The organism is Micromonospora sp. NPDC048040, from assembly GCF_055587185.1.
In genome coordinates this window covers 126,962-153,520 of the sequence record NZ_JBVJGT010000009.1, presented here as the reverse complement: position 1 = coordinate 153,520, position 26,559 = coordinate 126,962, and the positions used below count along the sequence as shown (strand labels likewise).

Genomic DNA, 26,559 nt, shown 5'->3' with positions numbered 1-26,559 from the left:
GGAACAGGACCCCGTCCCTCGCGAGGTAGACCACCCCCCCCCCCCCTCTCCCTTTCCCCCCCCCCCCCCCCCGCTGCTCATCAGGCGAGGTCGTACCGGTCCAGGTTCATGACCTTGACCCACGCCGCGACGAAGTCGGCCACGAACTTGTCGCGCGCGTCCTGGCTGGCGTAGACCTCCGCGAGTGCCCGCAGCTGGGAGTTGGAGCCAAAGATGAGGTCAACCGCGGTGGCGGTCCACTTCACCTCATCGGTGGCCAGGTCCCGGATCTCGTACACGTGCTCGTCGGACTCCGACGCCTTCCACCGGGTGCCCGGGGAGAGCAGGTTGGTGAAGAAGTCGTTGGTGAGCACGCCGGGCTGGTCGGTGAGGACGCCATGCTGCGTGCCGCCGACGTTGGCCCCGAGGGAGCGCAGGCCGCCGACGAGGACGGTCATCTCGGGCGCGGTCAGGTTGAGCATGTAGGCACGGTCGAGGAGCAGTACCTCCGGCTGGGTCTTCTCGCCGGGGCGCAGGTAGTTGCGGAACCCGTCGGCGCGCGGCTCGAGGACCCGGAAGGACTCGACGTCGGTCTGCTCGGCAGTGGCGTCGGTGCGGCCCGGGTGGAACGGCACGGTCACCTCGACGCCGGCGTCGCGGGCCGCCTTCTCGACGGCGGCCGAGCCGGCCAGCACGATGAGGTCCGCGAGCGAGATCTTCGCGCCGCCGGCCTCGTTGAACCCGCGCTGGATGCCCTCGAGGGTCTCGAGGACCGTCGCGAGCTGCTCGGGCTGGTTGACCGCCCAGCTGCGCTGCGGCTCGAGACGGATCCGTGCGCCGTTGGCGCCGCCGCGCTTGTCGGTGGACCGGAAGCTGGCGGCTGAGGCCCAGGCGGTCGAGACCAGCTGGGCGGTCGTGAGGCCGGACTCCAGGACCTTCGCCTTGAGGGCGGCGACGTCGGCGTCACCCACGAGCTCGTGGTCGACGGCCGGCACCGGATCCTGCCACAGCTGCGCCTCGGGGACCCACGGCCCGAGGAAGCGGCTGACCGGACCCATGTCGCGGTGCAGCAGCTTGTACCAGGCCTTGGCGAACGCCAGCGCGAACTCGTCGGGGTTCTCCAGGAAGCGGCGCGAGATCTTCTCGTACGTCGGGTCGACGCGCAGCGACAGGTCGGTGGTGAGCATCGTCGGCTTGTGCTTCTTCGACGGGTCGTGGGCGTCCGGGATGATCGCCTCGGCGTCCTTGGCGACCCACTGCTTCGCGCCGCCGGGGCTCGTGGTGAGTTCCCACTCGTAGCCGAAGAGGATCTCGAAGAAGCGGTTGCTCCACTGCGTCGGCCGGTCGGTCCACGTCACCTCGAGACCGCTGGTGATCGTGTCCGCGCCCTTGCCGCTGCCGTAGGTGCTCAGCCAGCCCAGGCCCTGCGCCTCCAGCGGGGCGGCCTCGGGCTCGGGACCCACGTGGTCGTCGGCGACGCCGGCGCCGTGGGTCTTGCCGAAGGTGTGGCCACCGGCGATGAGGGCGACGGTCTCCTCGTCGTTCATCGCCATCCGGGCGAAGGTCTCCCGGATGAAATGCGCCGCCGCAGCCGGGTCCGCGTTGCCGCGGGGGCCCTCCGGGTTGACGTAGATGAGCCCCATCTCGGTCGCCCCGAGGCCGGCCGCCATCTCCTTCTCGGAGACGTAGCGCTCGTCGCCGAGCCAGGCGTCCTCCGGGCCCCAGAAGATCTCCTCGGGCTCCCAGACGTCCTCCCGACCGAAGCCGAATCCGAAGGTCTTGAAGCCCATCGACTCCAGGGCGACGTTGCCGGCGAGCACGAGCAGGTCGGCCCACGAGATCTTCTGGCCGTACTTCTGCTTGACCGGCCACAGCAGCCGGCGGGCCTTGTCGAGGTTGGCGTTGTCCGGCCAGCTGTTGAGCGGAGCGAACCGCTGACCACCGTCGCCGGCGCCACCGCGACCGTCGTGGATGCGGTAGGTGCCCGCGGCGTGCCAACTCATCCGGATCATCAGGCCGCCGTAGTGGCCGAAGTCGGCCGGCCACCAGTCCTGCGGGGTGGTGAGGACCTTGATGATGTCCTGCTTGAGGGCCTCGACGTCGAGCTTGGCGAACTCCTTGGCGTAGCTGAAGCTCTCGCCCAACGGGTTGCCCTTGGACGAGTGGGCACGCAACACCGAGAGGTCGAGCTGGTTGGGCCACCAGTCCCGGTTGGTGCGCGGACGACCTCCGGTCTTCGGGGCCGGCGAGTCGATCGCCGGGTTCTCGCTCTCACTGCCGTGCGCGGTCACGGAGTCGTGCGCGACCGGGCAGCCGGCCGCCGCCTTCTTGTCCACGCCCTGCGCGCTGGAGGGGCCGTTGTCCTGGTTGTCGCTCATCTGCTTCCTTCCGAACAGGCGAATCACTGGGAGGTGCGTTCGGCCGCACAGTCGGGGCAGGTGCCCCAGTAGACGACCTCCGCCTCGTCGACTGTGAAGCCGTGGTCGTCGGAGGCGGTGAGACAGGGAGCATGGCCGACAGCGCAGTCGACGTCGGCGATCGCGCCGCAGGAGCGGCACACGACATGGTGGTGGTTGTCCCCCACCCGGGACTCGTACCGGGCGGTCGCACCAGCAGGCTGGATGCGTCGCACCAGACCGGCGTCGGTGAGCGCGCGCAGCACGTCGTACACCGCCTGGTGGGAGACCGTGGGCTGATCCGCCCGTACCAGGGCGATCACCGTGTCGGTGTCGACGTGCGGATGGTCGCGCAGCGCTGCGAGCACCGCCAACCGGGGCCGCGTCACGCGCAACGAGACCGCCCGCAGCTGAGTCTCGAAGTCGGACGTCATGTGATGAACATAGTCCATTCTTTTGGAATGAATCTAGTTTTGCTCGGCTCAACCCGCACACTTTCGACGCAGACCTGGGCACCCAGCTGATGGAGCAGGCCCGGGTGGCCGGCGTGCAGCTGACCGGCGATGGCGGCTGCCGCAGCAGCTCACGAAGCGGATCCTGGAACCAGCGCTCGAGGGTGAGACTCCCGACCACTGGGCCATGACAAGGGCGGTCCGGCGGGAAGAACAGCGGCGGCGGCGCTAGCGGGGCGAGCGTGGCCCGGTGGACCGTCCCCGTCGCTGGTGCGCCCGCTGCGGTGGGGCCGTCTCCTGTCCCGACGGGCTCGGGCGTTCGACGCGGGTGGGGTTGCCGCGGACGAGTTCGTCGTGGATGCGCCAGCGGGCGGTGGTGGCGGCGTTACGCGCTGTCTCGTCGCCGTGCTCGACGCGTTGCCGCAGCAGTTGGACGGCGATGCGGCGGTTGAGGCTGAACTGCCGCTCGGTGTCGACCACGACGACGAGGCCCGTGGGGCGGTGGGTCGCCCGTACCGCCGTGCTCGCCTTGTTCCGGTGCTGACCGCCGGGGCCGCCGGTACGGCAGGCGACGATGTCGACGTCCGCCTCCGTGAACGTCGTGGTCGGGGTGTCGACCTGGCACGGTCGGGCGGTGACGTACCAGTTCTTCCGGCCGGCGCTCGCCCGGTAGGGGCTGGGCGCCTGCCAGCACAGGGTCCCGGTCCACGAGGCGGCGAACGCCTCGGCGCCGGCGCCGGAGATCCGGATCAGCGCCGACCGGTAGGTGTCGGGCCGGTCACCGGGCACGATCTGCACCCGCTGGGTCGTCAGACCGTGCCGGGTGGCGTCGGCCTCCAGGCGACGCAGCAGCCGGGCCAGCGCCCAGGCGCACTCCTGCGGGCCGCGCCCGGCGGAGACGAGCAGATGGACGCTCACGGCCGGCCTCGCTTGCGGCGGTTGTCCCGCCGGTCCGGTCGGGAGGCCGGCCCGACGTCGGGCGTCTTGTAGGTGACCAGCGGGACCGTGGTGGCCACGGGGGTGGCCAGGTCGTGGTCGACGAGGTCGCTGACGACCTGCTCGATGCGCTTGTAGGCCGTGGGCGCCTCCTCGAAGAGCAACTGGCGGTCGCCGCACACCACCAGCGACCCGACCGGGGTGCGTCGCAGTTCCTCGACGGTGTGCTTGGCCCGGCCCCGGCGCAGCGCGTCGGCGCGGGACATCTTGCGGCCCGCGCCGTGCGCCACGGAATGGTTGGCCTCCGGGCCGGCGTGGCCGGCGACGAGATAGGAGGGGGTGCCCCGCGTGCCGGCGACGAGCACGTCGCGGCCGTCGCCCGGCGCCGCGCCCTTGCGGTGCAGGTAGATCCCGTCGCGGACCTCGACCAGGTTGTGGCACTGGTCGACGATCGGCTCGGTGGGCTCGGCCCCCAGCGCGTGGGCGACCCGGGCCGCCAGCAGTCGCCGGTTGAGCGATCCCCAGCGTACGGCGTCGTCGTGCATGGCCAGGTAGGCGGCGGCGTCAGGGGCGGGCCCCGCGCCGTGGACCTCGGTGTGCGCCCGCAGGATCCGCTCGCCCAGCCCACGGGAACCGCTGTGGACGATGAGCACGAGGTCGCCGGCGGTGAGCCCGAGACGGCTCGCGTGGCCCGGCTCGAGGACGGTGTCGATCCGCGACAGCTCGACGAAGTGGTTACCCCGGCCGACCGTGCCGAGGCCCTCGACATGACCGGCGGGAACGTCCTCCTCCACGACGGCCCAGGCCGGGTCGTCGGCGTCCCGCTCGGGGTCCAGCGCGCGGTCGAGGTCGGGGAACCGGGCGGCGAGCCTCTCGGGTACGGGGCGCTTGAGCCGGATGGGAAACACGGCGATGCCGCAGCCGATGTCGGAGCCCACCAGGAACGGGTACAGCACGGTCGACGCCATGGCGGCGCCGATCGGGGCGCCCTTGCCCGGGTGCAGGTCCGGCATGGCGGCGACGTGGATCATGCCGTCGAGGGCGGCCACCTGCTGGCACTGCGCCAGGGCGTCGGACTCGATCCAGCTCGTGGGGGAGGCGAACACGGTGACGGTGGCAGGGGCAGGGCTGGGCTGCGGCAGGGACTCCCGCCGCGAATGGTGTGGAGACAAAGACGCTCGCTTCTCGCTGAAAAGGGGACGGGCGGACGGCACGACGGCACCGGTCGGCGCCGTGGGGCCTGGGAGCAACGGGGGTGCTGTCCGTCAGAACGTCATGGGTCCCACCATCCCGGAGCGCGGCGTGGGCGGCAAGCGACTTTCGGCGGCGCGGGCGGTGCTTCGATGGACGTCCCGCCCGACTGCCGACCGGTACCCTGCCCCGGTGACGCGCGAGCGGGAGATCACCGAACCGGTCGACCTGTGCCTGCCCGACGGGCGGCTCAACCCGGCGGCGGTCGGCTGGAGCCGCAGACCGCTGCACCGGGCCAACCTGCGCGGCTGGGGACGGACCAAGCGGTGAGAGTACTGGGGAATCGTCACCCCCACGCACATCGTCGGCCTCGTCGCGTCGTCGCTGGACTACGCGGGCGTGCACAGCGTCTACGTCCTCGACCGCCGCACCGGCGTCGAGACCAACAAGGAGGCCGTGGTCCCGTTCGCCCGCCGCGCGCTCTTCCCGACGGCCAGCGGCGCGGGCCGGGTACGCGCCGCCGGCGGCGGCGTGTCGATCGACATCGACCAGCGCCCGGACGGCAGCACGATCCGCGCCACCACGCCCGGCGTCCAGGTCGACCTGGAGGCGCCGCTGCCCGCGGAACACGAATCGCTCGGCGTCGTGGTGCCGTGGGACACCCGCCGGTTCCAGTACACCGTCAAGGACCTCGGCCGGCCCGTGCGCGGCACCCTGTGGGTGGGTGACACGGCGTACCCGATCAGCGCGAAGGACTCGTTCGGCGTGCTCGACCACGGCCGCGGCAGATGGCCGTACGCCATCCGGTGGAACTGGGCGGCGGGCAGCGGTCCCGGCCGATCCATCCAGCTGGGCGGCAGATGGACCGACGGCACCGGCTCCACCGAGAACGCCCTCTTCGTCGACGGGCGGCTGCACAAGATCGGCGCCGACCTGACCTGGCGCTACGACCGCACCGACTGGCTACGGCCCTGGCGGATCACCGGTGACCGGGTGAACGTGGAGTTCCACCCGTTCCACGAGCGGGTCGCCCGCACCAACCTCGGCGTGGTGGCCAACGAGACCCACCAGTGCTTCGGGCACTTCACCGGCTGGGCGCAGACCGACGACGGCGAGCGCACGGACCTCGACGGCCTCGTCGGCTGGGCGGAGGAAGCACGCAACCGCTGGTAGTCCGACACGGACCGGCGTGCCGCGATGAGAGGATTGCCGGTGATGCGACGCAGTAAGGGAACCGCGCGGAGGTTGCCGCGCGTGGCGGGAGCGGCTGTCATCCTCGCCGTCCTGCTGGTGCCGGGCGCCGCGGTGGCGAACCCGTCGCCCGCTCCGCTCCGGGGGACGCCGCTGTGCGAGGTGCGTGACGACCGGCTGACCGAGATCTCCGGCCTGGCCGCCACGGATGACGGGTACGTCGTGGTCAACGACGGCGCGGAGAACGAGGCCCGCCGGCGGATCTTCTTCCTCGACCACGAGTGCGCCGTCAAGCGGACGCTGCCGTATCCGTCGCGGCCCCGCGACACCGAGGATCTCGCCGTCGGCGCGGACGGCACGGTCTGGGTGGCGGACATCGGCGACAACGACCGTTCTCGGCAGACGGTCGCGGTGTGGAAGTTGCCGCCGGGTGCCGACCGTCCGGTGCTGTACCGCATGGCGTATCCGGACGGCCCGCACGACGCCGAGGCCGTGCTCGTGACCGGCGACGGCCGGCCGGTGATCGTGACCAAGTACTCGGCCAACCTGTACGCCCCGAGCGGCCCACTGCGACCGGGCACGGCCGTGCCACTGGCGAAGGTGGGACAGGTCCGGTTGCCGGCCTCCACGACGAGCAACCCGTTCTCGGTGCTCGGCCGGACAGCGGTCACCGGCGCCGCGACCGCGGCGGACGGGCGCAGGGTAGTGCTGCGCACCTATGCCGACGCGTACGAGTTCGACGTCGCCGACGGCGACGTGGTCACCGCGCTGACCAGCGGGACCCCACGGGTCGTCCCGCTGCCTGACGAGCCGCAGGGCGAGTCGATCACCTACAGCCGCGACGGGCGGTATCTGCTCACCGTGTCCGAGACCGCCGGCCGGCCGCCGGGAACAAGGGCGGACCTCCTCCGCTACGCCCTGGCCGCGGCCGACCCGTCGACAGCGCCGGTTGCCACCCGCGCGCCGACCGTGCGCGCCACGGACGACGACAGGGCGGAACACCCCGACGACGTGGCCACGTTCATCGCGGCGGCCGGAGCACTCGGGCTGGGTCTGGTCGTCGTGGCGGGGGTCGTGATGGCCCGTTCCCGGCGGGCCAGGTCGCGCTAACCGTCCTGGCCCGGTCGGTCGAGGCGGCGGAGCCCGGGCCTCACCCGGCGTTCGCCGGCCGCGTCAGCGTTCCTCCAGATACGTCCGCCTGGACGCATATCCTGTCTCCCGATATATTGGGGCCATGGTGACTCGACCGATGACCGAGGCGGCGTTCTTCGTCCTGACAGCGCTGGCCGGTGGGCCCTGCCACGGCTACGGCGTCGTCAACGAGGTGAAGGAGTTGTCGCGGGGGCGGGTGCACCTGAGGGTGGGCACGCTCTACGGCGTGCTCGACCGGCTCGTCACCGACGGTCTGGTGGAACTGGACCGCGAGGAGGTGCAGCAGGGTCGGCTCCGGCGGTACTACCGGCTGACCAACTCCGGCGGGCGGGCGTTGGCGGAGGAAGCTGACCGCCAAGCCGCCAATGCCCGTGCGGCCGCTGAAAGACTCGGTGTGTGGCGGCCGGCCGCCGGCGGTGCGGCATGACGAGCAGTCTGGAGCAGCGGTACCGCCGGCTGCTGACGCTTCTGCCAGCCTCCTATCGCCGGAGGTGGGAGGACGACATGGTCCGCACCTTCCTGGAGTGCGTCGGCGCTGAGGAAGACACCGAGGACGCCGCGTACCTCCGGGATCACGGCCGGCCGGACAGAGGCGAAGTCCTCAGCGTCCTGGCGCTTGCTACGCGGCTTCGGCTCGGCGGCGTCGGCGCCGAGCCGAGGTCGCGGCTCCGGGGCGATGCGATCCGCGCGGTGGCGCTGCTCGGCCTGCTCTTCCATGCCGTCACGGCGGCGGTGGAGATCGGCGTCATGCCCTGGCTCGACGGCGACTTTCCGCCGCTGCCGACGCCGCCCACCGAGCCGGTGTTCGACCTGCCCGGTGCACCGTGGCGCCTGGCGTTCAATCCCCTTGCTCTGTTCGCGATCGCCGCGTTCGTCGCGCTCGCGGTGAATCAGCCCAGGCCGGCCCGCTGGCTGGCGGCGGTGCCCCTCGTCGCGGACTGGGTCGCCAGGACCTACGAGGCGATGTTCCTGCCTGGCGGCACGCCCCCCACCACCTGGCTCATCGTGCTCGTCAACACCGGCCTGGTGCTGGCGTTGGTGGCGTTCCATCGGGAGGCTCCGCCGGTGCGTACCCGGACCTGGATCCGTGCCTTCGTCGCCGGTGTCCTCCTGAGCCCCCTGTACGTCATCGGGATGTGGACACTTCCCGTGGAGCAGGAGCTGCGATTCGCCGCACTCGACTGGCCGGGCCTGTGTGCGTTGTCGGTGTCCGCGGCGGGTGTCGGCTACCTCGTCCTGCGCGCGTCGGCAGTGGCCCGGGCAGCCCACTGGCCGCTGACTCTCCTGTTCCTGGGGCTTGCCGCCCTCGCGCTGCGCGGCGTGTCCGTCGCCGACTACGTCCTGCAGGGCGGCGCATCTGCTGCCGTGACAGCGGTGTGCGCTGCCGAGGCAGCGATCCTGCTGGTGGTGTGCGCGCCGCTGGCGATGCTGGCGCAGCGGGCCACCCGGGAACTCTCCGTGGACCCCGCCGACGTGCCGGGATGACGTGACACAGGCCATCAGATGGGCGGCGACCCATCGAGTTGTGCGAGAGGAGATCCCCTCATGTCGGAGCCTGACACGCCGCGCAGGACGCAGGATCCCGGCGGCGCGGAGAAGTACCGGCGGTTGCCGGCACGCGTACGCCTCGACCAGGTCGTGACCACCCAGGCCGCGACCCCGGCCGGCCTGTTGTGGCTGGCGACCTTGGGTGACACCGGGGGGTGTGGCGGCGACGGCGACGGCGACGGTGACTGAGGCGAAGCCTCCTCACGATCGCGCCGGTGGTGCCGGGGCGGGAAGAGTGACCGGAGCCGCCGTTGCGGTAGGTGACGGCGGGCGATGGCTGGCGCGACCGGTGCGTCATGCCGGCCGATGATCGACACCTGACTGTTTGACCCCGCCCCTGGGGCGGAGGGCAGACTCCCGACCATGCCACGGTGGTTGACGAGCGGTGAGTTCCTGAATCGGTCACGACTGAGCGCGAAGGCGTTGCGCCTCTACGAGGAGCGGCAACTGCTGCGCCCGGCGCACGTCGACGCCCGGACCGGCTACCGGTACTACGGCGACGCGGAACTCGACCGGGCTCGCCGCATCACCCTGCTGCGCGCGATCGGCATGCCCGTGGCGGACGTTGCCGAGGTGCTCGGACTTCCCGGCCCGCAGGCGGTCGACAGGGTGGAGGCGTACTGGCGGGACGCCGAGGCCGCGCACCACGCCCGCCGGCCGCTGGTGCGCCACCTGCTGGGTCTCCTCGACGATCGAGCGGCCCCGAGGGTCGCGTCCGGGGTCCGGTGTCGCGACGTGCCCACCCAGAAGGTGATCTTCATCCAGCGACACGTGACCGCCGATCGCCTTCCGTTCTTCCTGCCCGAAGCGACACGCCTGCTGTTCGACCACCTGACCGCCGCCGGCGGCACGCTGTCCGGGCCCGTGTTCGTCGCCTACCACGGCCTGGTCACCGAGGACTCCGACGGGCCCGTCGAGGTGTGCGCCCCGACGGGCGATCCGGTGGAGCCCGAGGGGTCGGTGGGGGTCCGGATCGAGCGAGCCCACCGGCAGGCGTACGTGTCGCTGACGAAGGCGGAGGCGGCCTACCCGGCGATCCTGCGGGCCTACGACGCGCTGGATTCGTGGCTCCGGGATCACGACCAGCGGCTGAGTGCGTCCGCGCGGGAGATCTACTACCAGAACTGGGCCACCGCGGCCGACGCTGAACCGTGCGTCGAGGTCGCCTTCCCCTGCGAACCGGCAACACCCCGGTAGGCCGCGACCCCTGTGCCGAGGTCACCACCGGCGACCAGCGAACGGAGCGCCGCGTCGAGTGCGCCGCCGTTCACGCGGACGTCGGCGGCAGCGAGCGCCCGGCCGCTAGGCTCATCGCCTGTCGGCGTTCCCGTCGGCCGCCGACGTCGTGACGGGCCGCCCGGCCCCGAGCCCCGAACGGAGCCCGCTGATGGCCGGCATCGCCGTCCGACCCATGACGCCACAGGACGCCGAGCGGGTACTGGCGATCTACCAGGCCGGCCTCGACGAGGGCGACGCCAGCTTCGAAACCGTCGCCCCGACCTGGGCGGCATTCGACGCGGGAAAGCTGGACGACCACCGCTTCGTGGCCGTCGACGGCGACACCGTGGTCGGCTGGGTCGCCGTGTCACCGACGTCGACCCGGGCGGTCTACGCCGGGGTGGTCGAGCACTCCGTGTACGTCGATCCGACCGCCAGGGGACGTGGCGCGGCGCGGATGCTGCTCGACGCGCTCGTCGCCTCGACCGAGGCGGCCGGAATCTGGACCATCCAGTCCGGGGTGTTTGCCGAGAACACCGCCAGCCTCGCCCTGCACGAGCGGGCGGGCTTCCGGGTCGTTGGCATCCGCGAGCGGGTCGGCCGCCACCACGGCCGCTGGCGCGACGTGGTCCTGCTGGAGCGCCGCAGCCCCGTCATCACCTGAACCGGCCGGTTCCGCCCGCCTGGGCCGCACTGCACGCCGGTCGGCGGGGCCGGGGCGTGATCAGCGGCGCCGCCAGCGGATCGGCAGGCGCTTGACGCCGCGCTGGAAGTTCGAGCGCAGGTAGTCGGGTGTGCCCGCGTACGTGACGCTGGCCGTGCGGGCAAGCAACTCCTGGAGCAGCGCCCGGAGTTGGCACCGGGCCAGGTGCGCGCCGAGGCAGAAGTGCGGCCCGTGACCGAAGACGAGGTGCGGGTTGGGGTGACGGGCGAGGTCGAGCCGGTCGGGCTCGGCGAAGACCCGTTCGTCGCGGTTGGCCGACGCGAACGACACCACCACCTTGTCCCCGGCCCGCACCGGCACCCCGGCGACGGCGGTGTCCACCGTGGCGGTACGCCGGAACACCATCACCGGCGTCCACCAGCGCAGCAGCTCGTCGACGGCGGTGTCGAACAGCGCCGGGTCCCGGCGTAGCCGCGCCATCTCCGCCGGATGCTCCAGCAGGGCGATCATCGCGCCGGGCAGGCCGTTGCGGACGGTCTCGTTGCCGGCCACGGCGAACAGCCAGAACATGTTCTCGAACTCGTCCACCGAGAGCCGCTCGTCGCCGCGGTGCGCCAGCAGGATGGACATGACGTCCTGTCCCGGGTTGCGGCGCTTCGACTCCGCCAGCAGGTGCGCGTACGCGTAGAGGTCGGCCATGCCGGCCCGGGTGCGCGGATCCGGCATCCGGCCGTCGGCGTCCGACACCGGCCGGTGCCGCAGTGCCTCACGGGCCGCAGCGGTGCCGGCCCGCGGGTCGAAGGCGGCGGACACGGCGTAGTCCGGATCCTGGAAGCCGATCACCCGGTTCGACCAGTCGTACAGCAGCCAGCGGTCGCGCTCCGGCACCCCGAGCACGTCCGCGAGAGTGAGCAGCGGCAGGTCGGCGGCGAGGTCGCGGACGAAGTCGCAGGTGCCCTCGTCCGCGTCGCCGAGCGCGCGTTCGACGAGCGCCGCCGCGTTCGCGCGGATCGACGCCTCCAGGGCGGCGACCGCGCGCGGGGTGAACGAGCGGGCGACCGGCCGGCGCAGCCGGCCGTGCTCCGGCGGATCCATGTTGAGCATCATCCGCCGGACGTAACCCAGGTCCTCCGGGGTCGCCGGGTCGCGGATCTGGGTGGCGCCGAGTGCCGACGAGAAGAGCCCCGGCTGCCTGAGCACGGCCGTCACGTCGGCGTGCCGGAGCACCAGCCAGAAGCCCGGACCGCCGGGCAGCCCGAGCAGCGGCGGCTCCTCGACCCACACCACCGGGCTGGTCGCGCGCAGCGTGGCGAGCAGGTCATACGGAACGCCGTCGACGTAGGTGCGGGGATCTACCAGGGGCGCCGGATCGACGCTCACCGCCCGACGAACTCCTCGAGCACCGTGACCAACCGCACCGGGGTCTCGTACATCGCGTAGTGCCCCGCGTTGGCGAGGACCTCCAGCCGGGCGTTCGGGTAGTGGCGCATCCAGGTCTCGCGCATCGTGGCGGCGCCCAGCGCCGGGTCGTGCTCGCCGACGACGGCGAGCGCCGGCACCTGGTTGCCCTTCACGTCGTCCGTGAAATCGGTACGCGCCCAGGCGGTGAGGTAGGCGCCGAACGCCTCCCGGGTGGAGTGGTCGAGGGAGAACCGCACCATCTCGTCCAGCCAGCGGCCGGACAGCCGGTTGCCGGTGGTGAGGTCGATGATGGCGCGCCGGTTGCCCGGGTTGGCGGCGGCGCCGTCGAACAGGGCCCAGCCCTGCAGGTCGAAGGGAACACCACCGGCCGGGACCGGGCTGATGCCGACGAGCCGTTCCACCCGCCCCGGCGCGTCGGCGAGCACCCGCTGGGCGGCGCTGCCGCCCATGGAGTGCCCGACCACCGAGAACGTGTCCCAGCCGAGGGAGTCGGCGAGGGCCAGGGCGTCACGGGAGATCTCGGCGATGCTGTGGTCGCCCGCGACCCCGGTGCGCGCGCCGTAGCCCCGGTAGTCCAGGAAAGCCCAGGTGAAGCGCTCCGCGTCGATCAGTTCCGGCAGCCAGCCCCAGCCCCGCGCCGACCCGAACCAGCCGTGCAGCGCCAGCACCCTGCGTGGCCCGTGCCCGACGGTGATCGGGCTCGCGTCGGAGTCACCGACGCTGGTGTGGCTGATCGACATGACGGCGACCCCTTTCGTTGTTGCGGCGCTGCGACCGAAGTGAACAAGCTGAGGCCGACGAGGTGAAGCCTGGTGACGTGAAAGCGACCGTAGTCCGCGTGCGGGCCGAACGGAAGAGTGGTCGGCGGCGCCCCGAGGGACACCGGCGCGCCGGATCAGGTTGCGGACCGCTGAAGCTCCGGCTCGTGGGCGACCGGCTCCGAACCGGCTCGGCGGATGGGCGTGAACACTCCGCCGACCGCGACCAGGAGACACCCTGTTCCGGCGACGAGAGTCACCGCGGTGACGCCGTACCGGCCGGCGGCCCAGGTCAGCACCGCGGCACCGGCCGGGCCGAGCGAGTAGTGCGTGCTCCAGAAAGCCGACGTGACCCGCCCGAGCAGGTGATCGGGCGTGATCTCCTGGCGCAGCGACATCGAGCAGATCCCACCCACGCTGACGCCGCACAGGTATACCGCGGTCAGCACGGTGACGCCGGGCACGTCCCCGACGACGCCGATGCCGGCGATGGCGAGACCGGACATCGCCACCGCGCCGATCCAGGTGACGCCGAAGCCACGCCTGCGGCGTAACGGCGCCGCCAGCAGCGCTCCGGCGATCGTGCCCAGCGCCGCCAGCCCGAGCACCGTGCCGACGGTGCCGTCGGAGCCGCCGAGGTCGTTCTTGACGTGGTAGATGAGCACGTCGGTGAAGCCGTACGTCAGGAAGATGAAGACCGACAGCAGGATGGTCAGCGAGCGGAGCACGGGCTGACGCCAGAGGAACCGCGCGCCGGCCAGGAACTCGGCCAGCCGCCTCTCCCGCCCCACCCCGCCGTCGGTCCCTTCCCCCTCGGCGGGCTGCCGGAGCCGGACCAGCCAGAGGCCGGCGGCTGACAGGGCGAAACTGGCCGCGTTGATGGCGATGGCCGCCGTGGGACCGAAGCGGGCGGACACCACACCCGCGAGCAGTGGCCCGCCCACGGCCGCCGTCGCGTAGGTCGCCTGCAGCCGCCCGTTGGCTTCGGTGATCCGGTGTCGGTCGACGAGGTTGCGCACCGCGGTCACCGCGGCGACCTGGAACACCATGCCGGCCGCCTCGCAGATCGGCAGGACGACGAAGAGCAGCCAGATCTGTGGGCCGGCGAGCCAGGCCAGGGGAACGAGGGCGTAGAGCACCAGGCGGGCCAGGTCTGCGGCGATCATGAGTGTCCGCCGGTCGTACCGGTCGACCAGGACGCCGCCGAAGACCCCCGCGCCGACGGAGGCGGCGCCGGCCACGGCCGTGAGCAGGCCCATCTGGGCGACCGACCCGGTCGCGTGCAGCACGAGCAGCGGCACCGCGATGTAGGCGAACGAGTCACCGGCGGCGGAGAGCGACTGCGCCGCCCAGTACGCGCCGAAGTTGCGGTCACGCCACAAGGGAGGCTGGGCCGGACCGACGCGTTGGCTCATATCCGGCGAGGATAGTCCCGCCACCCCGGTCAGGCCGGCGAGCCTGACGGCGGGGTGGGACACGGTGGACCGGGCGGTGTGGCGCCACCAGCGTACGCTGCCGCGATGAGCGCTCCGTCGCGCATCCTCATCTACGCCGTGTACGGCGCCGGCAAGTCCACCCTGGCGGCGCGGCTGGCCCGGCACCTGGGGCTGCCGTGGTACCCCGTCGACGACCTGCTCTGGGAGCCCGGCTGGGTCGAGGTGCCGGTCGCGCAGCAGCGCAGCCGGATCGAGGCGATCTGCCGACGTGACCGATGGATCCTCGACGGCGCGTACCACGGGTGGCGGGACGTGGTGCTGGCCCGCGCCGACCTGGTCGTCGGCCTGGACTACCCGCGCTGGTGCTCCTTCGGGCGCCTGCTGCGTCGCACCGTCCACCGGTTGCGGACGGGGGAGGCGATCTGCAACGGCAACCGCGAGTCGCTGGGCAGCGTGCTGTCCCGGGACTCGATCCTGGTGTGGCACCTCACCGCGTTCGGCCGGGCCCGGCGGCGGATGCGGGCCTGGCAGGCCGACCCGACCGGGCCGCCGGTGCTGCTGTTCCGCTCGCCGGCAGCCCTGGACCGCTGGTTGACCGACCTGCCCCGCCTGGGAGACGGGGCCGGCACGCCCGGCTCACGTCGTTGACGGCGGCCCATCGGTAGAGTTCGTGGCGGGGACGAGCTGGTGACACGGGAGGTTCGCGATCTCCACTCTCGACCATGTCGTGCTCACGCTACCGTTCCGTGGCCCGTGGCTCGCGCGCAACAGCCCGGCCCGGCGCGTGCCGAGCCACGGCACCCACCTGTTCGCCACGACGTACGCCATGGACTTCGTCGCGGTGCGGGGCCGGCGCACGGCGACCACGCGGGACTGGCGCTCGCTGTTGTCCACGGAACCGGTGGAGCGGTTCTTCGCGTTCGGTCAGCCCATCCTCGCGCCCGCCGCCGGCAGGGTGGTGTCGGTCCACGACGGCGAGGCGGACCACGTGGCGCGACGGTCACCGCTCGCGCGGGTGCCCTACGCCCTGACCCAGGCGTCCCGGGCGCGCGGCGGTGCCGGCGCGCTTGCCGGCAACCACGTGATCCTCGAGCTGGAGGGCCGTCGTGCGTACGTCGTGCTCGCCCACCTGCGCGCCGGCTCGATCCGGGTGGGCGAGGGCGAGCCCGTCGCGGCCGGCCGGGAGTTGGCCGACTGCGGCAACTCGGGCAACTCCACGCAGCCGCACCTGCACATCCAGGTCATGGACTCCGCGGATCCGTTCGCCGCGCGTGGCATCCCCATGTCCTTCCGGGACTATCGGGCGTGGCGCCGACCCGGCGGGCCGCCGGTCGTGGTCGACCGGGGCATTCCTCAGGAGTCGGAGGTCGTCGAATCGCTGTGATGCGCCGGATCCGGATCGTGGGAAGTGCCGCGACGGCCTCAGCCCACCTTCGGCACGGCGCGGGAGATGATCGTGGCGAAGTCGACCCCGGGCGGCAGGGTGCCGAAAGCGTGGCCGTGGTCCCCGCCGAGGCGCGAGGCGCAGAAGGCGTCGGCGACGGCGGGGTGGCCGTGCCGCACCAACAGCGAGCCCTGTAGGACCAGTGCCAGCCGTTCGACGACGCGGCGGGCCCGCAGTTCGAGGTCGCCGTGGTCGGCCAGGTCGGCCCGCACCTGTCGTACGGCGGCGTCGAGCCGCGGGTCGGCGCCGGCGGCGGCGGTCACCTCGGCCTGGAACACCTCCATGACCTGTGGTTCCTTGGCGAGGGCGCGCAGGACGTCCAGCGCGGCGACGTTGCCGGAGCCCTCCCAGATCGAGTTCAGGGGCGACTCGCGGAACAGCCGCGGCATGCCGGACTCCTCGACGTAGCCGTTGCCGCCCAGGCATTCCAGGGCCTCGGCGGCGTGCGCCGGCCAGCGTTTGCAGACCCAGTACTTGCCGACGGCGAGGGCGAGCCGCTTGAACGCGGTCTCGTCGGCGTCACCGCGCGCGGAACGGTCGGTCGCCCCGGCGAGCCGCATCATCAGGACGGTGGCGGCCTCGGACTCGACCGCGAGGTCGGCGAGGACGTTGCGCATCAGCGGCTGGTCGACGAGGTACCGGCCGAAGGCCTGCCGGTGGGTGGCGTGGTGGACGGCGGTGAGCACGCCCTGGCGCATCCCGGCCGCCGCGCCGATGACGCAGTCGAGGCGGGTCAGGTTGACCATGTCGATGATGGTGCGCACGCCACGGCCCTCGTCACCGACGCGCCAGGCCACCGCGTGCTCGTACTCGACCTCCGCCGAGGCGTTGGACCGGTTGCCGAGCTTGTCCTTCAGGCGCATCAGCCGCATCGGGTTGCGCGTGCCGTCGGGGAGGACGCGCGGCACGAGGAAGCAGGTGAGCCCGCCCGGCGCCTGGGCGAGGGTGAGGAAGACGTCGCACATCGGCGCCGAGGTGAACCACTTGTGCCCAAGGAGCCGGTAGGTGCCGTCCGGCTCCGGGCAGGCGGTGGTGGCGTTGGCGCGTACGTCCGAGCCGCCCTGCTTCTCCGTCATCGACATGCCGGCCAGCAGCCCCCGCTTGCCCAGCGGCGCGCGCAGCCCGAAGTCGTACGTCGTGGCGGTGAGCAGCGGCTCGTACCGTGCGGCCAGCTCCGGGTCGTGCCGCAACGCCGGCACCGCCGCGTACGTCATGGAGACGGGGCAGCCGTGCCCGGCGTCGGGGCGCCAGGTGTAGAACTTGGCGGCCCGGGCCACGTGTGCGCCGGGCCGGTCGTCCGCCCACGGCGCGGCGTGCAGCCCGTGCGTGACCGCGGTGCGCATCAGCTCGTGCCAGGCCGGGTGGAACTCCACCTCGTCGATCCGGTGGCCGTAGCGGTCGTGGGTGCGCAGGACCGGTGGGTGTTCGTTCGCCAGCCGCCCGTACTCGATCGCCTGCTCGGCGCCGCCGATCCGGCCGAGCTCGTGCAGCTCCGCGGTGGCCCACCCGGCACCCTCCCGGGCGAGCCCGTCGAGCAGCGCCGGGTCGTCCGCCGCGTCGTAGCCGGCCAGCGGGGGGACCTGGTTGAGGACCTCGTGCGTCGTCACGGCGATACTCCAATCGCACCGTGGATGAACGTGATCAGGCTGGGGATGGTGCTCGGGCCGGCGACCCCGGCGGCCAGCGGGCCGACCATCGCTTCGGCCAGGGCGCCGACGAGCGCGGTCGCGGTCAGCTCCGGGTCCTGCGGGGGCAGCTCACCGCTCGCCACGCCGGCCGCGACGTAGCCGGCGATCAGTTCGGCGTACGCCCGGCGGAAGACGAGCCGTTCGGCGTCGACCGCCGGGTCGACCGGCTCGACGAGCAGGGCGTACGCCAGCCGCGGGGACTGCAGCGCGCGGCCGGAGAACGTCTCGATGACGGCGGAGACCTGCGCGGCGACCGTGGACTCCAGCGCTGCCGCGCGCGCGCGACCGCGTCCACCTCCCGCTGGGAGGCGGTGCGGAACACCTCGGCGAAGAGGTCGGCCTTGGTGGGGAAGTGGCGGTAGACGCTGCCGGTCGCCATGCCGGCCCGCTCGGCGACGGCGGCGACCGAACAGCCGGCGTACCCGTGCCCGGCCATGATCTCCAGGGCGGCGACGATGATCCGGTCCCGGGACGCGCTCAGCCGAGCTTTCACACGGTCGGTGCTCCGGTAGACCACGCAAGAATTGAACCATCATTCAAACCTTGGTCACAAGGTGGCGGCGGGCCCGGGCGCGCGACGCTGACGTTGGTGCCACCGTGGTGGTCACGATCGGCGTCAGCCGGCGGCGACGCACCGCTCAGGTGAGGGTGGCCACCGCGTACGCGGCCGCCTCGGCGATGACGGCCTGGTCGTACCCGGCGTCCCGGGTGGCCTTGCTGGACATGATCGAAACGACCAGAGGCGCGGCGCCCGGGGGCCACACGACGGCGATGTCGTTGACCGTGCCGTAGTCGCCGGTCCCGGTCTTGTCGGCCACGGTCCAACCCTTCGGTACGCCAGCCCGGACGCGTCGGGCGCCGGCGCCGGTGGCGTTGCGTTCCAGCAGGTCCCGGAGAAAGGCGCGCTTGTCGGCCGGCAGCGCGTCACCCAGGACGATCCGCTGGTAGTCGGTGCCGATCGCCCGGGGAGACGTGGTGTCGCGCGGGTCTCCCGGGACGGCCGACACGATCTTGGGCTCGAACCGGTCCATCCGCGTGACCGTGTCGCCGAGGCCACGCGCGTACGCCGTCAGTCGAGCCGGCCCGCCGAGGTCGCGGAGCAGGAGATTGCCGGCCGTGCCGTCGCTGTAGCGGACGGCGGCGTCACAGAGTTGCCGGATCGTCATCCCGGTGGCGACATGCTTCCTGGTGATGACGGCGCTCTTCATGAGGTCGTTTTCGGTGTACCTGACGACCGTGTCGAGATGCGACAGCGGGTTGTGCGCCAACACCGCTGCTGCCGCCAGTCCCTTGAACGTCGAGCAGAACGCGAACCGTTCGTCCGCCCGGTGGGCGACGGTGACGCCGGTGCCGGTGGCCAGGGCATACACCCCCAGGCGTACGTCGAACTTCCGTTCCAGCTCGACCAGGCGTTCGTGACGGACCTCCGCCGCGGCGGTGGGGGCGGCGGGCGTGGCGGACGAGGGCCCGGAGGGCGCGGCAGGGGAGGAGGCAGCGGGCGGCTCTCCGTCCGCGCATCCGGCCAGTGGCGAGAGCGCCACCATGCCCAGCAGGGCGCGGCGGGTGACGGTCGGTCGCGATGGCACGGCACGGATCATCGACACTCCGTTAGCGGGACGCGCGGACCCGAGCCGACCCTCGGACTCCCCGCGGCCGGCCTGGCACGACCCGCACATCGGATGGCCCGGACCACGCTGACATCCACGGCGGCACCGGCGGCCACCCGCCCACGCCGGCGGCCCGGACAGCTTCGCAAGATCTTCCACAGTGGGGTACACGCGCGGTCTCCCGGCAGCGGTTGCAACGCCGCCGCCGCGACGTGGTGCCGGGCCCCAGCGACGGCCGGGAGCGGAGGCGTTACGCCCGGCAGGGGAGCGTCACCCGGTGACACCGGGCAGGATGGGCACGTGGACATCGAGCCGGTCGAGTGCGCGCCCGAGCAGGCGTTCCCGCGTGCGATCCTGCGGCAGCGCTGGGAGGACCTCACCTTCCTGCACTGGGCCGTGGCTCCGGAACTCGTCGCGCCGCTGCTGCCCGCCGGGACGCGTCCGGACACCCTCGACGGGCTCAGCTATGTCGGCCTGATCGGCTTCCGCATGGTGGGGCTGGGCCTCGGCTGCGGGCCGGGGGTGCCGTACCTCGGCAGCTTCTGGGAGACCAACGTCCGGCTCTACTCGGTCGACGGCACCGGCCGGCGGGCGGTGGTGTTCCGCTCGCTCGACGCGTCCCGGCTGCTCATGGTGCTGGCTGCCCGGGCGACCCTGCGGCTGCCGTACATGTGGTCGGCGATGCGGCTGGACCGGGACGGCGACCGCCGCACCTACCGGTGCCGGCGTCGCTGGCCCGGCCCGCGCGGCGCGGCGAGCCGGATGGTGGTCCGGGTGGCCGGGGCGATCGCCGAGCCGACCCCGCTGGAGCACTTCGTCACCGCCCGATGGGGGTTGCACACCCGGGCGTACGGTCGCACGCGGCACCTGCCGAACTGGCATCCCCGCTGGCCGCTGCACCGTGCCGAGCTGCTGCACCTGGACGACGAACTGGTCACCGCCGCCGGGCTGCCGGCGCCGACCGGACCGCCGGCCAGCGCTCTGTATTCCCCCGGCGTGCCGGTCCGGTTCGGCCCACCGGTCACCCTGCGCCCGTCTCGCTGATCACTGGCCCGAATCTCCGTGGGTGGCGCACACCATCAACCGGGTGGCCAACGGCACCGCCGACCCGAACACCCGGCGGGCGTGCGTCGTGCGCCGTCCGTCCGGCGCTAGGGTCGGGCCCTATGCGGACGAAGCAGGAGCTGAGCGAGGCCATCCGGCGGGAGCGGCGGGCGGCGCTCGTCGTCAACGCCCACTCCCGGCGGGGCCGCCAGCTCTACGAGGAGACCCGGTCGCGGCTGGTCGCGGCCGGCTTCACCCTGCTCGGCACGTACCCGGTCGACCGGCCCGCCGAACTCGAGCAGAGCCTCGCCGCCGCCGCCGACCTCGGGCCGGACCTCCTGGTCGCTGGCGGTGGCGACGGCACGATCGGCACCGCCGCGCGGCTGCTCGCCCACCGCGACATCGCGCTCGGCCTGCTGCCGCTGGGCACCACCAACAACTTCGCGCGTACGGTGGGCATCCCGCTCGACCTCGACGCGGCGGTCGCGGTCCTCACCGACGGCAAGGTGATCGACGTCGACCTCGGACTCGTGGGCAGCATGCGGTTCACCAACCACATCGGCATCGGCCTCTCCGCCGACGTGATGCTCAGGACGCCGCCCCGGCTCAAGCGGGTCATCGGCCGGATCGCGTACCCGATGACCGCCCTGGCGCTGCTGACCCGGCACCGGCCGTTGCGCGCCGCCGTACGCGCCGAGGGACGGCGGCACGAGTTCCTCACCCACCAGCTGTACGTCGCGAACGGCGGCTTCCACGCGGGGCGGCCCATCACCGCGGACGCGGACGCCGACGACCGGCTGTTGGTCGCGTACCCGGTGGGTGGCCCGACCCGCCGCGGACTGCTGCGGGACACGGCGCGCAACGCGGCCACCGGCCATCGCCGTACCCTCGTCGACGAGCCGTTCCTCGCCGTACGCGAACTCTGGCTGGAGACCGACCGGCCGGCGCCCGTGGAGGTGGACGGGGAGCCGTACGGCGAGACCCCGATCCGGATCGGCCTGGACCCCAACGCGCTGCGCGTCATGGCCGCCGCCGACAGTCCGGACCGCTAGGGCGGGGCCGGTGGCCCTTCCCGGCCTTACCTCACCTCGCGCCGGGCGGCAGGTGATGGACCACGATGCGGGCTGCCCAAGTCAGGCAGGCATCAGGAACCGCTGACCCGCGGCTGCTGGTGGTCGGTCAGCCGGAACCCGACGCCGCGTACCGCGTCGATGGTCACGCCGGTGCCGAGCCCGGCGAGCTTGCGTCGCAGCCGCTTGACCAGCGACTGTACGTCGGCCCTACGCTGCAGACCCTCGTCACGCCAGACCGTCCGGTGCAACTCGGCGTAGCTCCACACCCGGATCGGCTCGGTGGTCAGGCTGATCAGCAGGTCGTGCTCAAGTCGCGTCAGGCCGACCTCGCGATCCCGGCAGCGAGCGGTGGACCGGGCCGAGTCGATCAGCAGTGTGCCGTCGGCGGCCTCGGGCGTGGCGGCAGGGGGCGGCCCGGACGACGTCGGGGGGAGCCGCTGCGGGGCCGCGATCAGCCTGCGCAGCTCGTCGAGATCGGAGACCAGCAGCAGCGGCGCGACGCCCTCGAGGCGCTCCGCGAGTCGGATCCGCTCGGCCGGCGACGGTGTCACCGCGATCACCAGCGGAAATTGTTCCTCGGCCGGATCGCGCCCGTCCGGCACCGTGCTTTCGTCGTGTGCCCCCACAGCACCCACCCCGAAACGATGGGCAAGTTTCTGCCCAGCTTCGTCATGATCGTGACAAAAATTGGCAAGCTTCCCGGCGGTTGGCCCAACTGTTAGTGACAGATTGCTTACGGCAAGTTCTTGATCGTCCTTTCATGTCGATCATAGTGTCCAGACGGGCAGCCGGCGTGACCCGCGCGGTTGCCTGGGGGCCATGGAGGGGTGCGTTCCGCTTCGTCCACTCGGGGAGACGCGTGCCCTGCACCCTCCACCGTGGCTCGTTCCACTCTGGGTCGTTCTGGAGGAGGCGCCACCTATGTTCAGACGTCCATCCACGAGACGCACAGCCAGATCCCTGGTGAGTGCCGGCGCGGCCTTGGTCCTCGCCGCGACAGGCCTGGCCGCATTCGGTTCAGGCGCACAGGCCGCGCTGACCGGGACAGGAGCAGCCTCCGCAGACGGCAAGATCCGGCCGGAGCTCAGCAAGCAGCTCCAGGGCAAGACCGAAGGGGATTTCTGGATCCGCTTCAAGGACAGGGCGGACCTGAACCAGGCCGCAGCGATCAAGGACTGGGACAAGCGCGGCGCCGCGGTCGTGGCGGCGTTGAAAAAGACCGCCGCCGAGAGCCAGACCAAGATCCGTGCCGAGCTCGACGGCGCGGGCGCGAAGTACGAGACCTTCTGGGCGACCAACGCGATCAAGGTCAGCGGCGGCTCGCTGGCGATGGCGCAGAGCATCGCCTCCCACGCGGAGGTCGAGGGCCTGTACGCCCCGGTCGCCTACCAGGTGCCCGAGGTCACCAAGGGCACCGACGAGAAGACCGTCAACGCCCTCGAGTGGGGCATCGCCAACATCAACGCCGACGACGTCTGGTCCCAGTACGGCGTCAAGGGCGCCGGCATCACGGTGGCGAACATCGACACGGGGGTCCAGTTCGACCACCCGGCGCTGGTGAACTCCTACCGCGGCAACAACGGCGACGGCACGTTCAACCACAACTACAACTGGTACAACGCCGCCGGGACCTGCGCCGCGGCGCCCTGCGACAGCAACGGCCACGGGACCCACACCATGGGCACGATGGCCGGCTCCGCGGGCGCGAACCAGATCGGCGTGGCACCCGAGGTCAAGTGGATCGCCGCGAACGGCTGCTGCCCCAGCGACGCCGCGCTGGTCAACTCCGGCCAGTGGATGCTCGAGCCGACCGACCTCAACGGCCAGAACCCGGACGTCAGCAAGCGGCCGAACATCATCAACAACTCGTGGGGGACCACGAGCCCCTCCAACGAACCGTTCATGGAGGACGTGACGCTGGCCTGGACCGCGTCGGGCATCTTCGGTGTCTGGTCCAACGGCAACAACGGGTCGGCGTGCCAGACCAGCGGCTCCCCGGGCAGCCTGGTCAGCAACTACTCGGCCGGCGCCTACGACATCAACAACAACATCGCCGGTTTCTCGTCGCGTGGCGTCGGCCAGAACGGCGAGATCAAGCCCAACATCGCGGCGCCCGGCGTGAACGTCCGATCGAGCGTTCCGGGCAGCAGCTACGCCAGCTTCAACGGCACCTCGATGGCCGCCCCGCACCTCGCGGGCGCGATCGCGCTGTTGTGGTCCGCGGCACCGGCGTTGGTCGGCGAGGTCAACCCGACCCGCGCGCTGCTGGACAACGCGGCGGTCGACAAGGCCGACACCCAGTGCGGTGGCACCACCGACGACAACAACGTGTACGGCGAGGGCCGGCTGGACGCGCTCGCGCTGCTCAACGCGGCCCCGATCGGCGACACCGGCACCCTGGCCGGCACGGTCACGGACGCGACCACCGGCGCCCCGATCGCGGGCGCCACGGTGACCCTGACGGGCGCGGCGGACCGCGAGCTGACCACCGCTGCCAACGGGACGTACTCGTCGCTGCTCCCGGCCGGTGACTACCAGGTCGCCGTGACGGCGTTCGGCTACGAGGGCAAGACGACGCCGGCGACGGTCAACAAGGACGCGACCACGACGATCAACGTCGCGTTGACGGCGGTTCCCAGCGTCACCGTCAGCGGCTCGGTCACCGACGGCTCCGGGCACGGCTGGCCGCTCTACGCCAAGGTGACCGTCGAGGGTCCGTCGGGTGTATCCGACTACACCACGCCCGTCAACGGCCACTACAGCATCCAGCTTCCGGCCTCGGCCACCTACCGGCTGAAGGTCGAGGCGCAGTACCCGGGCTACCAGACCGTCACCAAGGAGGTCGTGGTCGGCGGCGGCAACGTCACCGCCAACATCGCGGTTCCGGTGAACACCAACACCTGCACCACGGCGCCCGGCTACCGGTTCGGCTCCGACGGCGTGTACGAGACGTTCGACGGCACCGGCGTGCCGGCTGGCTGGTCCGTGGTGGACCACGCGAACACCGGTCAGGTCTGGAAGTTCACCGACGAGGGCGGCCGTCGCAACCTGACCGGCGGCACCGGCAACTTCGCGATCGTCGACAGCGACGAGTACGGCTCCGGTGGGCGGCAGGACACGTCCCTCGTCAGCCCGGTCGTCAATCTGACCGACGTCGCGGCCCCGGTGATCCGGTTCAACCAGGACTACAACTGGCTGGGCAGCGACCGCGCCGACGTCGACCTCAGCATCGACGGTGGCACCACGTGGACGAACGTGCTCCGGCAGGCGGCGGACGTCCGTGGGCCGCGGGTGACCGAGATCCCGATCCCGCAGGCCGCCGGCCAGGCGCAGACCCGGGTCCGGTTCCACTACTACGACGCCTCGTACGAGTGGTGGTGGGAGGTCGACAACGTCCTGATCGGCAGCCAGGTCGTCTGCCAGCCGACCAACGGTGGCCTAGTGCTCGGCCACGTCCGTGACAAGAACACCGACGGCTACGTCAACGGTGCCACCGTCACCAGCGACGACCGGCCGGCGGAGAAGGCCACCACCGTGGCGACCCCGGACGACGCCGGGCTGGCCGACGGCTTCTACTGGCTGTTCTCCTCGCTGACGGGCAACCACAAGTTCACCGCGAAGGCCGGCAACTACGTCAGCCAGAGCAAGCAGGTCGACGTCCAGGCGGACGCGGCGACTGCGGCGGACTTCCAGCTGGCGGCCGGCCGCCTGTCGGTCGAGCCGGCTGCGGTGAGCGGAACGATCCGAATGCCCACCGGCAAGGTCAGCAAGCCGTTCACGGTGACCAACACCGGCGGGGCCCCGGTCGACGTGGAGTTCAGCGAGCGTGACGGCGGGTTCACCCTCCTGCGCGCCGACGGCTCCCGGGTGAGCAAGCAGCAGGTGCTCGGCTCCACCGGCGCGCCGGAGCAGCGGCTCACCACCCCGACGTCGTTCGCCGCGGCGGCGACCGGCAAGTCGGCGACGGCGGCGTCCGCCGCGGTCGGCCCGCAGGCCGCGCCCTGGACCGACATCGCCGACTACCCGGCGAACGTGATGGACAACCGGGTGGTGAACCTGGACGGCAAGGTGTACTCGATTGCCGGCACCAACGGGTCGGCGTCCACGACGAAGAACTTCGTCTACGACCCGATCGCGCAGACCTGGACGCCGATCGCCGACCTTCCCGGCGCCCGTAACGCCATGACCGTGGGCGTCGTGGACGGGAAGATCATCGCGACCGGCGGTTGGGCGGCGTCCGGCCCGGACGGCACCACCTGGTCGTACGACCCGGCGGCCAACACCTGGACGGAGAAGGCCGACAACCCCGCGCCACGCTCCGCAGCCGGGCAGGCGGTCGTCGGCGGCAAGCTGTACGCCGTCGGTGGCTGCACCAGCTCGGCCTGCACCCCGATGTCGAACGACGTGGTCCGGTACGACCCGGGCAGCGACAGCTGGGAGACGCTGCCCGACTACCCGAAGTCGGTGGCCTTCGCCTCCTGCGGCGGGATCGACGGCGTCGTCTACTGCACCGGTGGAAACGACGGCTCCGCCGTGCTGAAGTCCAGCTACGCCTTCGATCCGGGGGCCAACACCTGGACCGCGATCGCCGACGCGCCGGTCGACAGCTGGGCCAGCTCGTTCGCTGTCGCCAGCGGCAAGCTCCTGGTCGTCGGCGGTGTGCAGGGCGGGGCGATCACGAACGCCGGCTTCGCCTACGACCCGGCCACCGACTCGTGGTCCACCCTGCCGAACGCCAACACGCCGCGGTACCGCGGTGCCGCGGCGTGCGGCTTCTACAAGGTTGGCGGCTCCTCCGGCAGCTTCAACGCCACGCCCGACAGCGAGGCGCTGCCCGGCTTCGAGGAGTGCGCCGAGGGCGGCGCCGACGTCAGCTGGATGACGATCGACAAGACGGCGGTCACGCTGGCGCCGGGCGAGCAGGTCACGGTCACCGTCGGGATGACGGCGAACGTCGACCAGCCGGGCACCTACTCGGGTTCGGTCGCCATCAAGGAGAACACCCCGTACACGGTCGACCCGGTGGCGGTGACCATGAACGCGCAGCAGCCGAAGACCTGGGGCAAGCTGATGGGTACGGTCACCGGGACGAGCTGCCAGGGTGCCAGCTCGCCGCTTGCCGGCGCCGTCGTCCAGGTCGACTCGTGGGCGCAGTCGTGGACCTTCGCCACCGACGCCCAGGGCAAGTACGCCTACTGGATGGACCGTCGGAACAACCCGCTGACGTTGATCGTCGCCAAGGACGGCTGGAAGCCCCAGACCCGTCAGACGACGATCAACGCCGTCACCCCGACGGTGGAGGACTTCGCACTGTCCCCCACCCGTTGTTGACAGCTGACCGCTAGCTGACAGTCCGGCCC

Annotated in this window: 23 protein-coding genes and 1 pseudogene; 12 read left to right on the top strand and 12 right to left on the bottom strand. The window is 72.0% G+C overall.

Annotated elements, in window-relative coordinates; genetic code table 11:
• Positions 1 to 80: 80 nt before the first annotated feature.
• The 4 genes from katG to ACZ6O2_RS12800 all read right to left on the bottom strand — a co-directional run bounded on the left by katG (position 81) and on the right by ACZ6O2_RS12800 (position 4,935).
• Entirely contained in the window at positions 81 to 2,357 is a 2,277-nt protein-coding gene (katG, locus tag ACZ6O2_RS12815; RefSeq protein WP_350706059.1) for a catalase/peroxidase HPI, read from the bottom strand.
• 23 nt (positions 2,358 to 2,380) lie between these two features.
• On the bottom strand, positions 2,381 to 2,809 hold the full coding sequence (locus ACZ6O2_RS12810; protein WP_350706061.1) for a Fur family transcriptional regulator: 429 nt from the start codon (positions 2,807 to 2,809) through the stop codon (positions 2,381 to 2,383).
• Between the two features lie 246 nt (positions 2,810 to 3,055).
• The gene (prfH, locus tag ACZ6O2_RS12805) at positions 3,056 to 3,745 is read right to left on the bottom strand and encodes a peptide chain release factor H (protein ID WP_466022939.1); all 690 of its coding nucleotides are present in this window, start codon (positions 3,743 to 3,745) and stop codon (positions 3,056 to 3,058) included.
• Positions 3,742 to 4,935, bottom strand: a complete 1,194-nt coding sequence (locus ACZ6O2_RS12800) for an RNA ligase RtcB family protein (protein ID WP_466022938.1) — start codon at positions 4,933 to 4,935, stop codon at positions 3,742 to 3,744. Before ACZ6O2_RS12800 ends, prfH begins: the two co-directional genes overlap by 4 nt.
• Before the next feature lie 103 nt (positions 4,936 to 5,038).
• Here ACZ6O2_RS12800 and ACZ6O2_RS12795 point away from each other — a divergent pair.
• The 7 genes and pseudogenes from ACZ6O2_RS12795 to ACZ6O2_RS12765 all read left to right on the top strand — a co-directional run bounded on the left by ACZ6O2_RS12795 (position 5,039) and on the right by ACZ6O2_RS12765 (position 10,727).
• Positions 5,039 to 6,127: pseudogene (locus ACZ6O2_RS12795) on the top strand (DUF2804 domain-containing protein).
• 81 nt (positions 6,128 to 6,208) lie between these two features.
• Positions 6,209 to 7,255 carry an NHL repeat-containing protein gene (locus tag ACZ6O2_RS12790; RefSeq protein WP_466022937.1) on the top strand — a complete coding sequence of 349 codons (1,047 nt, stop codon included), beginning with the start codon at positions 6,209 to 6,211 and terminating at the stop codon, positions 7,253 to 7,255.
• 139 nt (positions 7,256 to 7,394) lie between these two features.
• Positions 7,395 to 7,724 carry a PadR family transcriptional regulator gene (locus tag ACZ6O2_RS12785; protein ID WP_350706191.1) on the top strand — a complete coding sequence of 110 codons (330 nt, stop codon included), beginning with the start codon at positions 7,395 to 7,397 and terminating at the stop codon, positions 7,722 to 7,724.
• Complete coding sequence (locus ACZ6O2_RS12780) at positions 7,694 to 8,782, top strand: hypothetical protein (protein ID WP_466022936.1); 1,089 nt, start codon at positions 7,694 to 7,696, stop codon at positions 8,780 to 8,782. The genes ACZ6O2_RS12785 and ACZ6O2_RS12780 overlap by 31 nt, the downstream gene beginning before the upstream one ends.
• 60 nt (positions 8,783 to 8,842) lie before the next feature.
• Complete coding sequence (locus tag ACZ6O2_RS12775; RefSeq protein ID WP_466022935.1) at positions 8,843 to 9,034, top strand: hypothetical protein; 192 nt, start codon at positions 8,843 to 8,845, stop codon at positions 9,032 to 9,034.
• A gap of 174 nt (positions 9,035 to 9,208) precedes the next feature.
• Positions 9,209 to 10,042 (top strand): MerR family transcriptional regulator, encoded by an 834-nt coding sequence (locus ACZ6O2_RS12770; RefSeq protein WP_466022934.1) that lies wholly within the window; start codon positions 9,209 to 9,211, stop codon positions 10,040 to 10,042.
• A 190-nt stretch (positions 10,043 to 10,232) separates the two neighbouring features.
• A complete protein-coding gene (locus ACZ6O2_RS12765; protein ID WP_466022933.1) occupies positions 10,233 to 10,727 on the top strand; it encodes a GNAT family N-acetyltransferase in 495 nt (164 codons plus the stop codon).
• A 60-nt stretch (positions 10,728 to 10,787) separates the two neighbouring features.
• Here the strand turns inward: ACZ6O2_RS12765 and ACZ6O2_RS12760 are convergent, their stop codons facing one another.
• The 3 genes from ACZ6O2_RS12760 to ACZ6O2_RS12750 form a co-directional block, all read right to left on the bottom strand.
• Positions 10,788 to 12,107 (bottom strand): cytochrome P450, encoded by a 1,320-nt coding sequence (locus tag ACZ6O2_RS12760; protein WP_466022932.1) that lies wholly within the window; start codon positions 12,105 to 12,107, stop codon positions 10,788 to 10,790.
• A complete protein-coding gene (locus ACZ6O2_RS12755; protein WP_466022931.1) occupies positions 12,104 to 12,889 on the bottom strand; it encodes an alpha/beta fold hydrolase in 786 nt (261 codons plus the stop codon). The genes ACZ6O2_RS12760 and ACZ6O2_RS12755 overlap by 4 nt, the downstream gene beginning before the upstream one ends.
• 155 nt (positions 12,890 to 13,044) lie before the next feature.
• The gene (locus tag ACZ6O2_RS12750) at positions 13,045 to 14,322 is read right to left on the bottom strand and encodes an MFS transporter (RefSeq protein ID WP_466022930.1); all 1,278 of its coding nucleotides are present in this window, start codon (positions 14,320 to 14,322) and stop codon (positions 13,045 to 13,047) included.
• A gap of 105 nt (positions 14,323 to 14,427) precedes the next feature.
• Here ACZ6O2_RS12750 and ACZ6O2_RS12745 point away from each other — a divergent pair, with 105 nt between their 5' ends.
• Both ACZ6O2_RS12745 and ACZ6O2_RS12740 read left to right on the top strand, forming a co-directional pair.
• Positions 14,428 to 14,991 (top strand): P-loop NTPase family protein, encoded by a 564-nt coding sequence (locus tag ACZ6O2_RS12745; RefSeq protein WP_466022929.1) that lies wholly within the window; start codon positions 14,428 to 14,430, stop codon positions 14,989 to 14,991.
• A gap of 79 nt (positions 14,992 to 15,070) precedes the next feature.
• Positions 15,071 to 15,727, top strand: coding sequence for a M23 family metallopeptidase (locus ACZ6O2_RS12740; RefSeq protein ID WP_466022928.1), 657 nt, complete (start codon positions 15,071 to 15,073; stop codon positions 15,725 to 15,727).
• Between the two features lie 38 nt (positions 15,728 to 15,765).
• Here ACZ6O2_RS12740 and ACZ6O2_RS12735 read toward each other — a convergent pair whose 3' ends face one another.
• The 4 genes from ACZ6O2_RS12735 to bla all read right to left on the bottom strand — a co-directional run bounded on the left by ACZ6O2_RS12735 (position 15,766) and on the right by bla (position 19,019).
• Positions 15,766 to 17,394: an isovaleryl-CoA dehydrogenase gene (locus ACZ6O2_RS12735; RefSeq protein ID WP_466022927.1), complete on the bottom strand. Its 1,629-nt coding sequence runs from the start codon at positions 17,392 to 17,394 to the stop codon at positions 15,766 to 15,768.
• Entirely contained in the window at positions 17,391 to 17,558 is a 168-nt protein-coding gene (locus ACZ6O2_RS12730; protein ID WP_466022926.1) for a hypothetical protein, read from the bottom strand. The genes ACZ6O2_RS12735 and ACZ6O2_RS12730 overlap by 4 nt, the downstream gene beginning before the upstream one ends.
• 23 nt (positions 17,559 to 17,581) lie before the next feature.
• On the bottom strand, positions 17,582 to 17,968 hold the full coding sequence (locus ACZ6O2_RS12725; RefSeq protein ID WP_466022925.1) for a TetR/AcrR family transcriptional regulator: 387 nt from the start codon (positions 17,966 to 17,968) through the stop codon (positions 17,582 to 17,584).
• Between the two features lie 145 nt (positions 17,969 to 18,113).
• A complete protein-coding gene (bla, locus tag ACZ6O2_RS12720; RefSeq protein WP_466022971.1) occupies positions 18,114 to 19,019 on the bottom strand; it encodes a class A beta-lactamase in 906 nt (301 codons plus the stop codon).
• Positions 19,020 to 19,382: 363 nt separating this feature from the next.
• Here bla and ACZ6O2_RS12715 point away from each other — a divergent pair, with 363 nt between their 5' ends.
• Together ACZ6O2_RS12715 and ACZ6O2_RS12710 are read left to right on the top strand one after the other, a co-directional pair.
• On the top strand, positions 19,383 to 20,126 hold the full coding sequence (locus ACZ6O2_RS12715; protein WP_466022924.1) for a YqjF family protein: 744 nt from the start codon (positions 19,383 to 19,385) through the stop codon (positions 20,124 to 20,126).
• A gap of 122 nt (positions 20,127 to 20,248) precedes the next feature.
• On the top strand, positions 20,249 to 21,178 hold the full coding sequence (locus tag ACZ6O2_RS12710) for a diacylglycerol/lipid kinase family protein (protein ID WP_350706093.1): 930 nt from the start codon (positions 20,249 to 20,251) through the stop codon (positions 21,176 to 21,178).
• Positions 21,179 to 21,270: 92 nt separating this feature from the next.
• Here ACZ6O2_RS12710 and ACZ6O2_RS12705 read toward each other — a convergent pair whose 3' ends face one another.
• The gene (locus ACZ6O2_RS12705) at positions 21,271 to 21,834 is read right to left on the bottom strand and encodes a winged helix-turn-helix domain-containing protein (RefSeq protein WP_466022923.1); all 564 of its coding nucleotides are present in this window, start codon (positions 21,832 to 21,834) and stop codon (positions 21,271 to 21,273) included.
• Positions 21,835 to 22,162: 328 nt separating this feature from the next.
• Between ACZ6O2_RS12705 and ACZ6O2_RS12700 the strand changes: the two genes are divergently transcribed.
• On the top strand, positions 22,163 to 26,530 hold the full coding sequence (locus ACZ6O2_RS12700) for a S8 family serine peptidase (RefSeq protein ID WP_466022922.1): 4,368 nt from the start codon (positions 22,163 to 22,165) through the stop codon (positions 26,528 to 26,530).
• The last annotated feature ends 29 nt before the right edge of the window (positions 26,531 to 26,559 follow it).

Excerpts from the sequence above, each read along its gene's own strand:
- katG (WP_350706059.1), bottom strand. The coding sequence starts at position 2,357 with ATGAGCGACAACCAGGACAACGGCCCCTCCAGCGCGCAGGGCGTGGAC.
- ACZ6O2_RS12710 (WP_350706093.1), top strand. The coding sequence starts at position 20,249 with ATGCGGACGAAGCAGGAGCTGAGCGAGGCCATCCGGCGGGAGCGGCGG.
- ACZ6O2_RS12785 (WP_350706191.1), top strand. The coding sequence starts at position 7,395 with ATGACCGAGGCGGCGTTCTTCGTCCTGACAGCGCTGGCCGGTGGGCCC.
- ACZ6O2_RS12745 (WP_466022929.1), top strand. The coding sequence starts at position 14,428 with ATGAGCGCTCCGTCGCGCATCCTCATCTACGCCGTGTACGGCGCCGGC.
- ACZ6O2_RS12810 (WP_350706061.1), bottom strand. The coding sequence starts at position 2,809 with ATGACGTCCGACTTCGAGACTCAGCTGCGGGCGGTCTCGTTGCGCGTG.
- ACZ6O2_RS12750 (WP_466022930.1), bottom strand. The coding sequence starts at position 14,322 with ATGAGCCAACGCGTCGGTCCGGCCCAGCCTCCCTTGTGGCGTGACCGC.
- ACZ6O2_RS12775 (WP_466022935.1), top strand. The coding sequence starts at position 8,843 with ATGTCGGAGCCTGACACGCCGCGCAGGACGCAGGATCCCGGCGGCGCG.
- ACZ6O2_RS12770 (WP_466022934.1), top strand. The coding sequence starts at position 9,209 with ATGCCACGGTGGTTGACGAGCGGTGAGTTCCTGAATCGGTCACGACTG.
- ACZ6O2_RS12765 (WP_466022933.1), top strand. The coding sequence starts at position 10,233 with ATGGCCGGCATCGCCGTCCGACCCATGACGCCACAGGACGCCGAGCGG.
- ACZ6O2_RS12755 (WP_466022931.1), bottom strand. The coding sequence starts at position 12,889 with ATGTCGATCAGCCACACCAGCGTCGGTGACTCCGACGCGAGCCCGATC.
- bla (WP_466022971.1), bottom strand. The coding sequence starts at position 19,019 with ATGGTGGCGCTCTCGCCACTGGCCGGATGCGCGGACGGAGAGCCGCCC.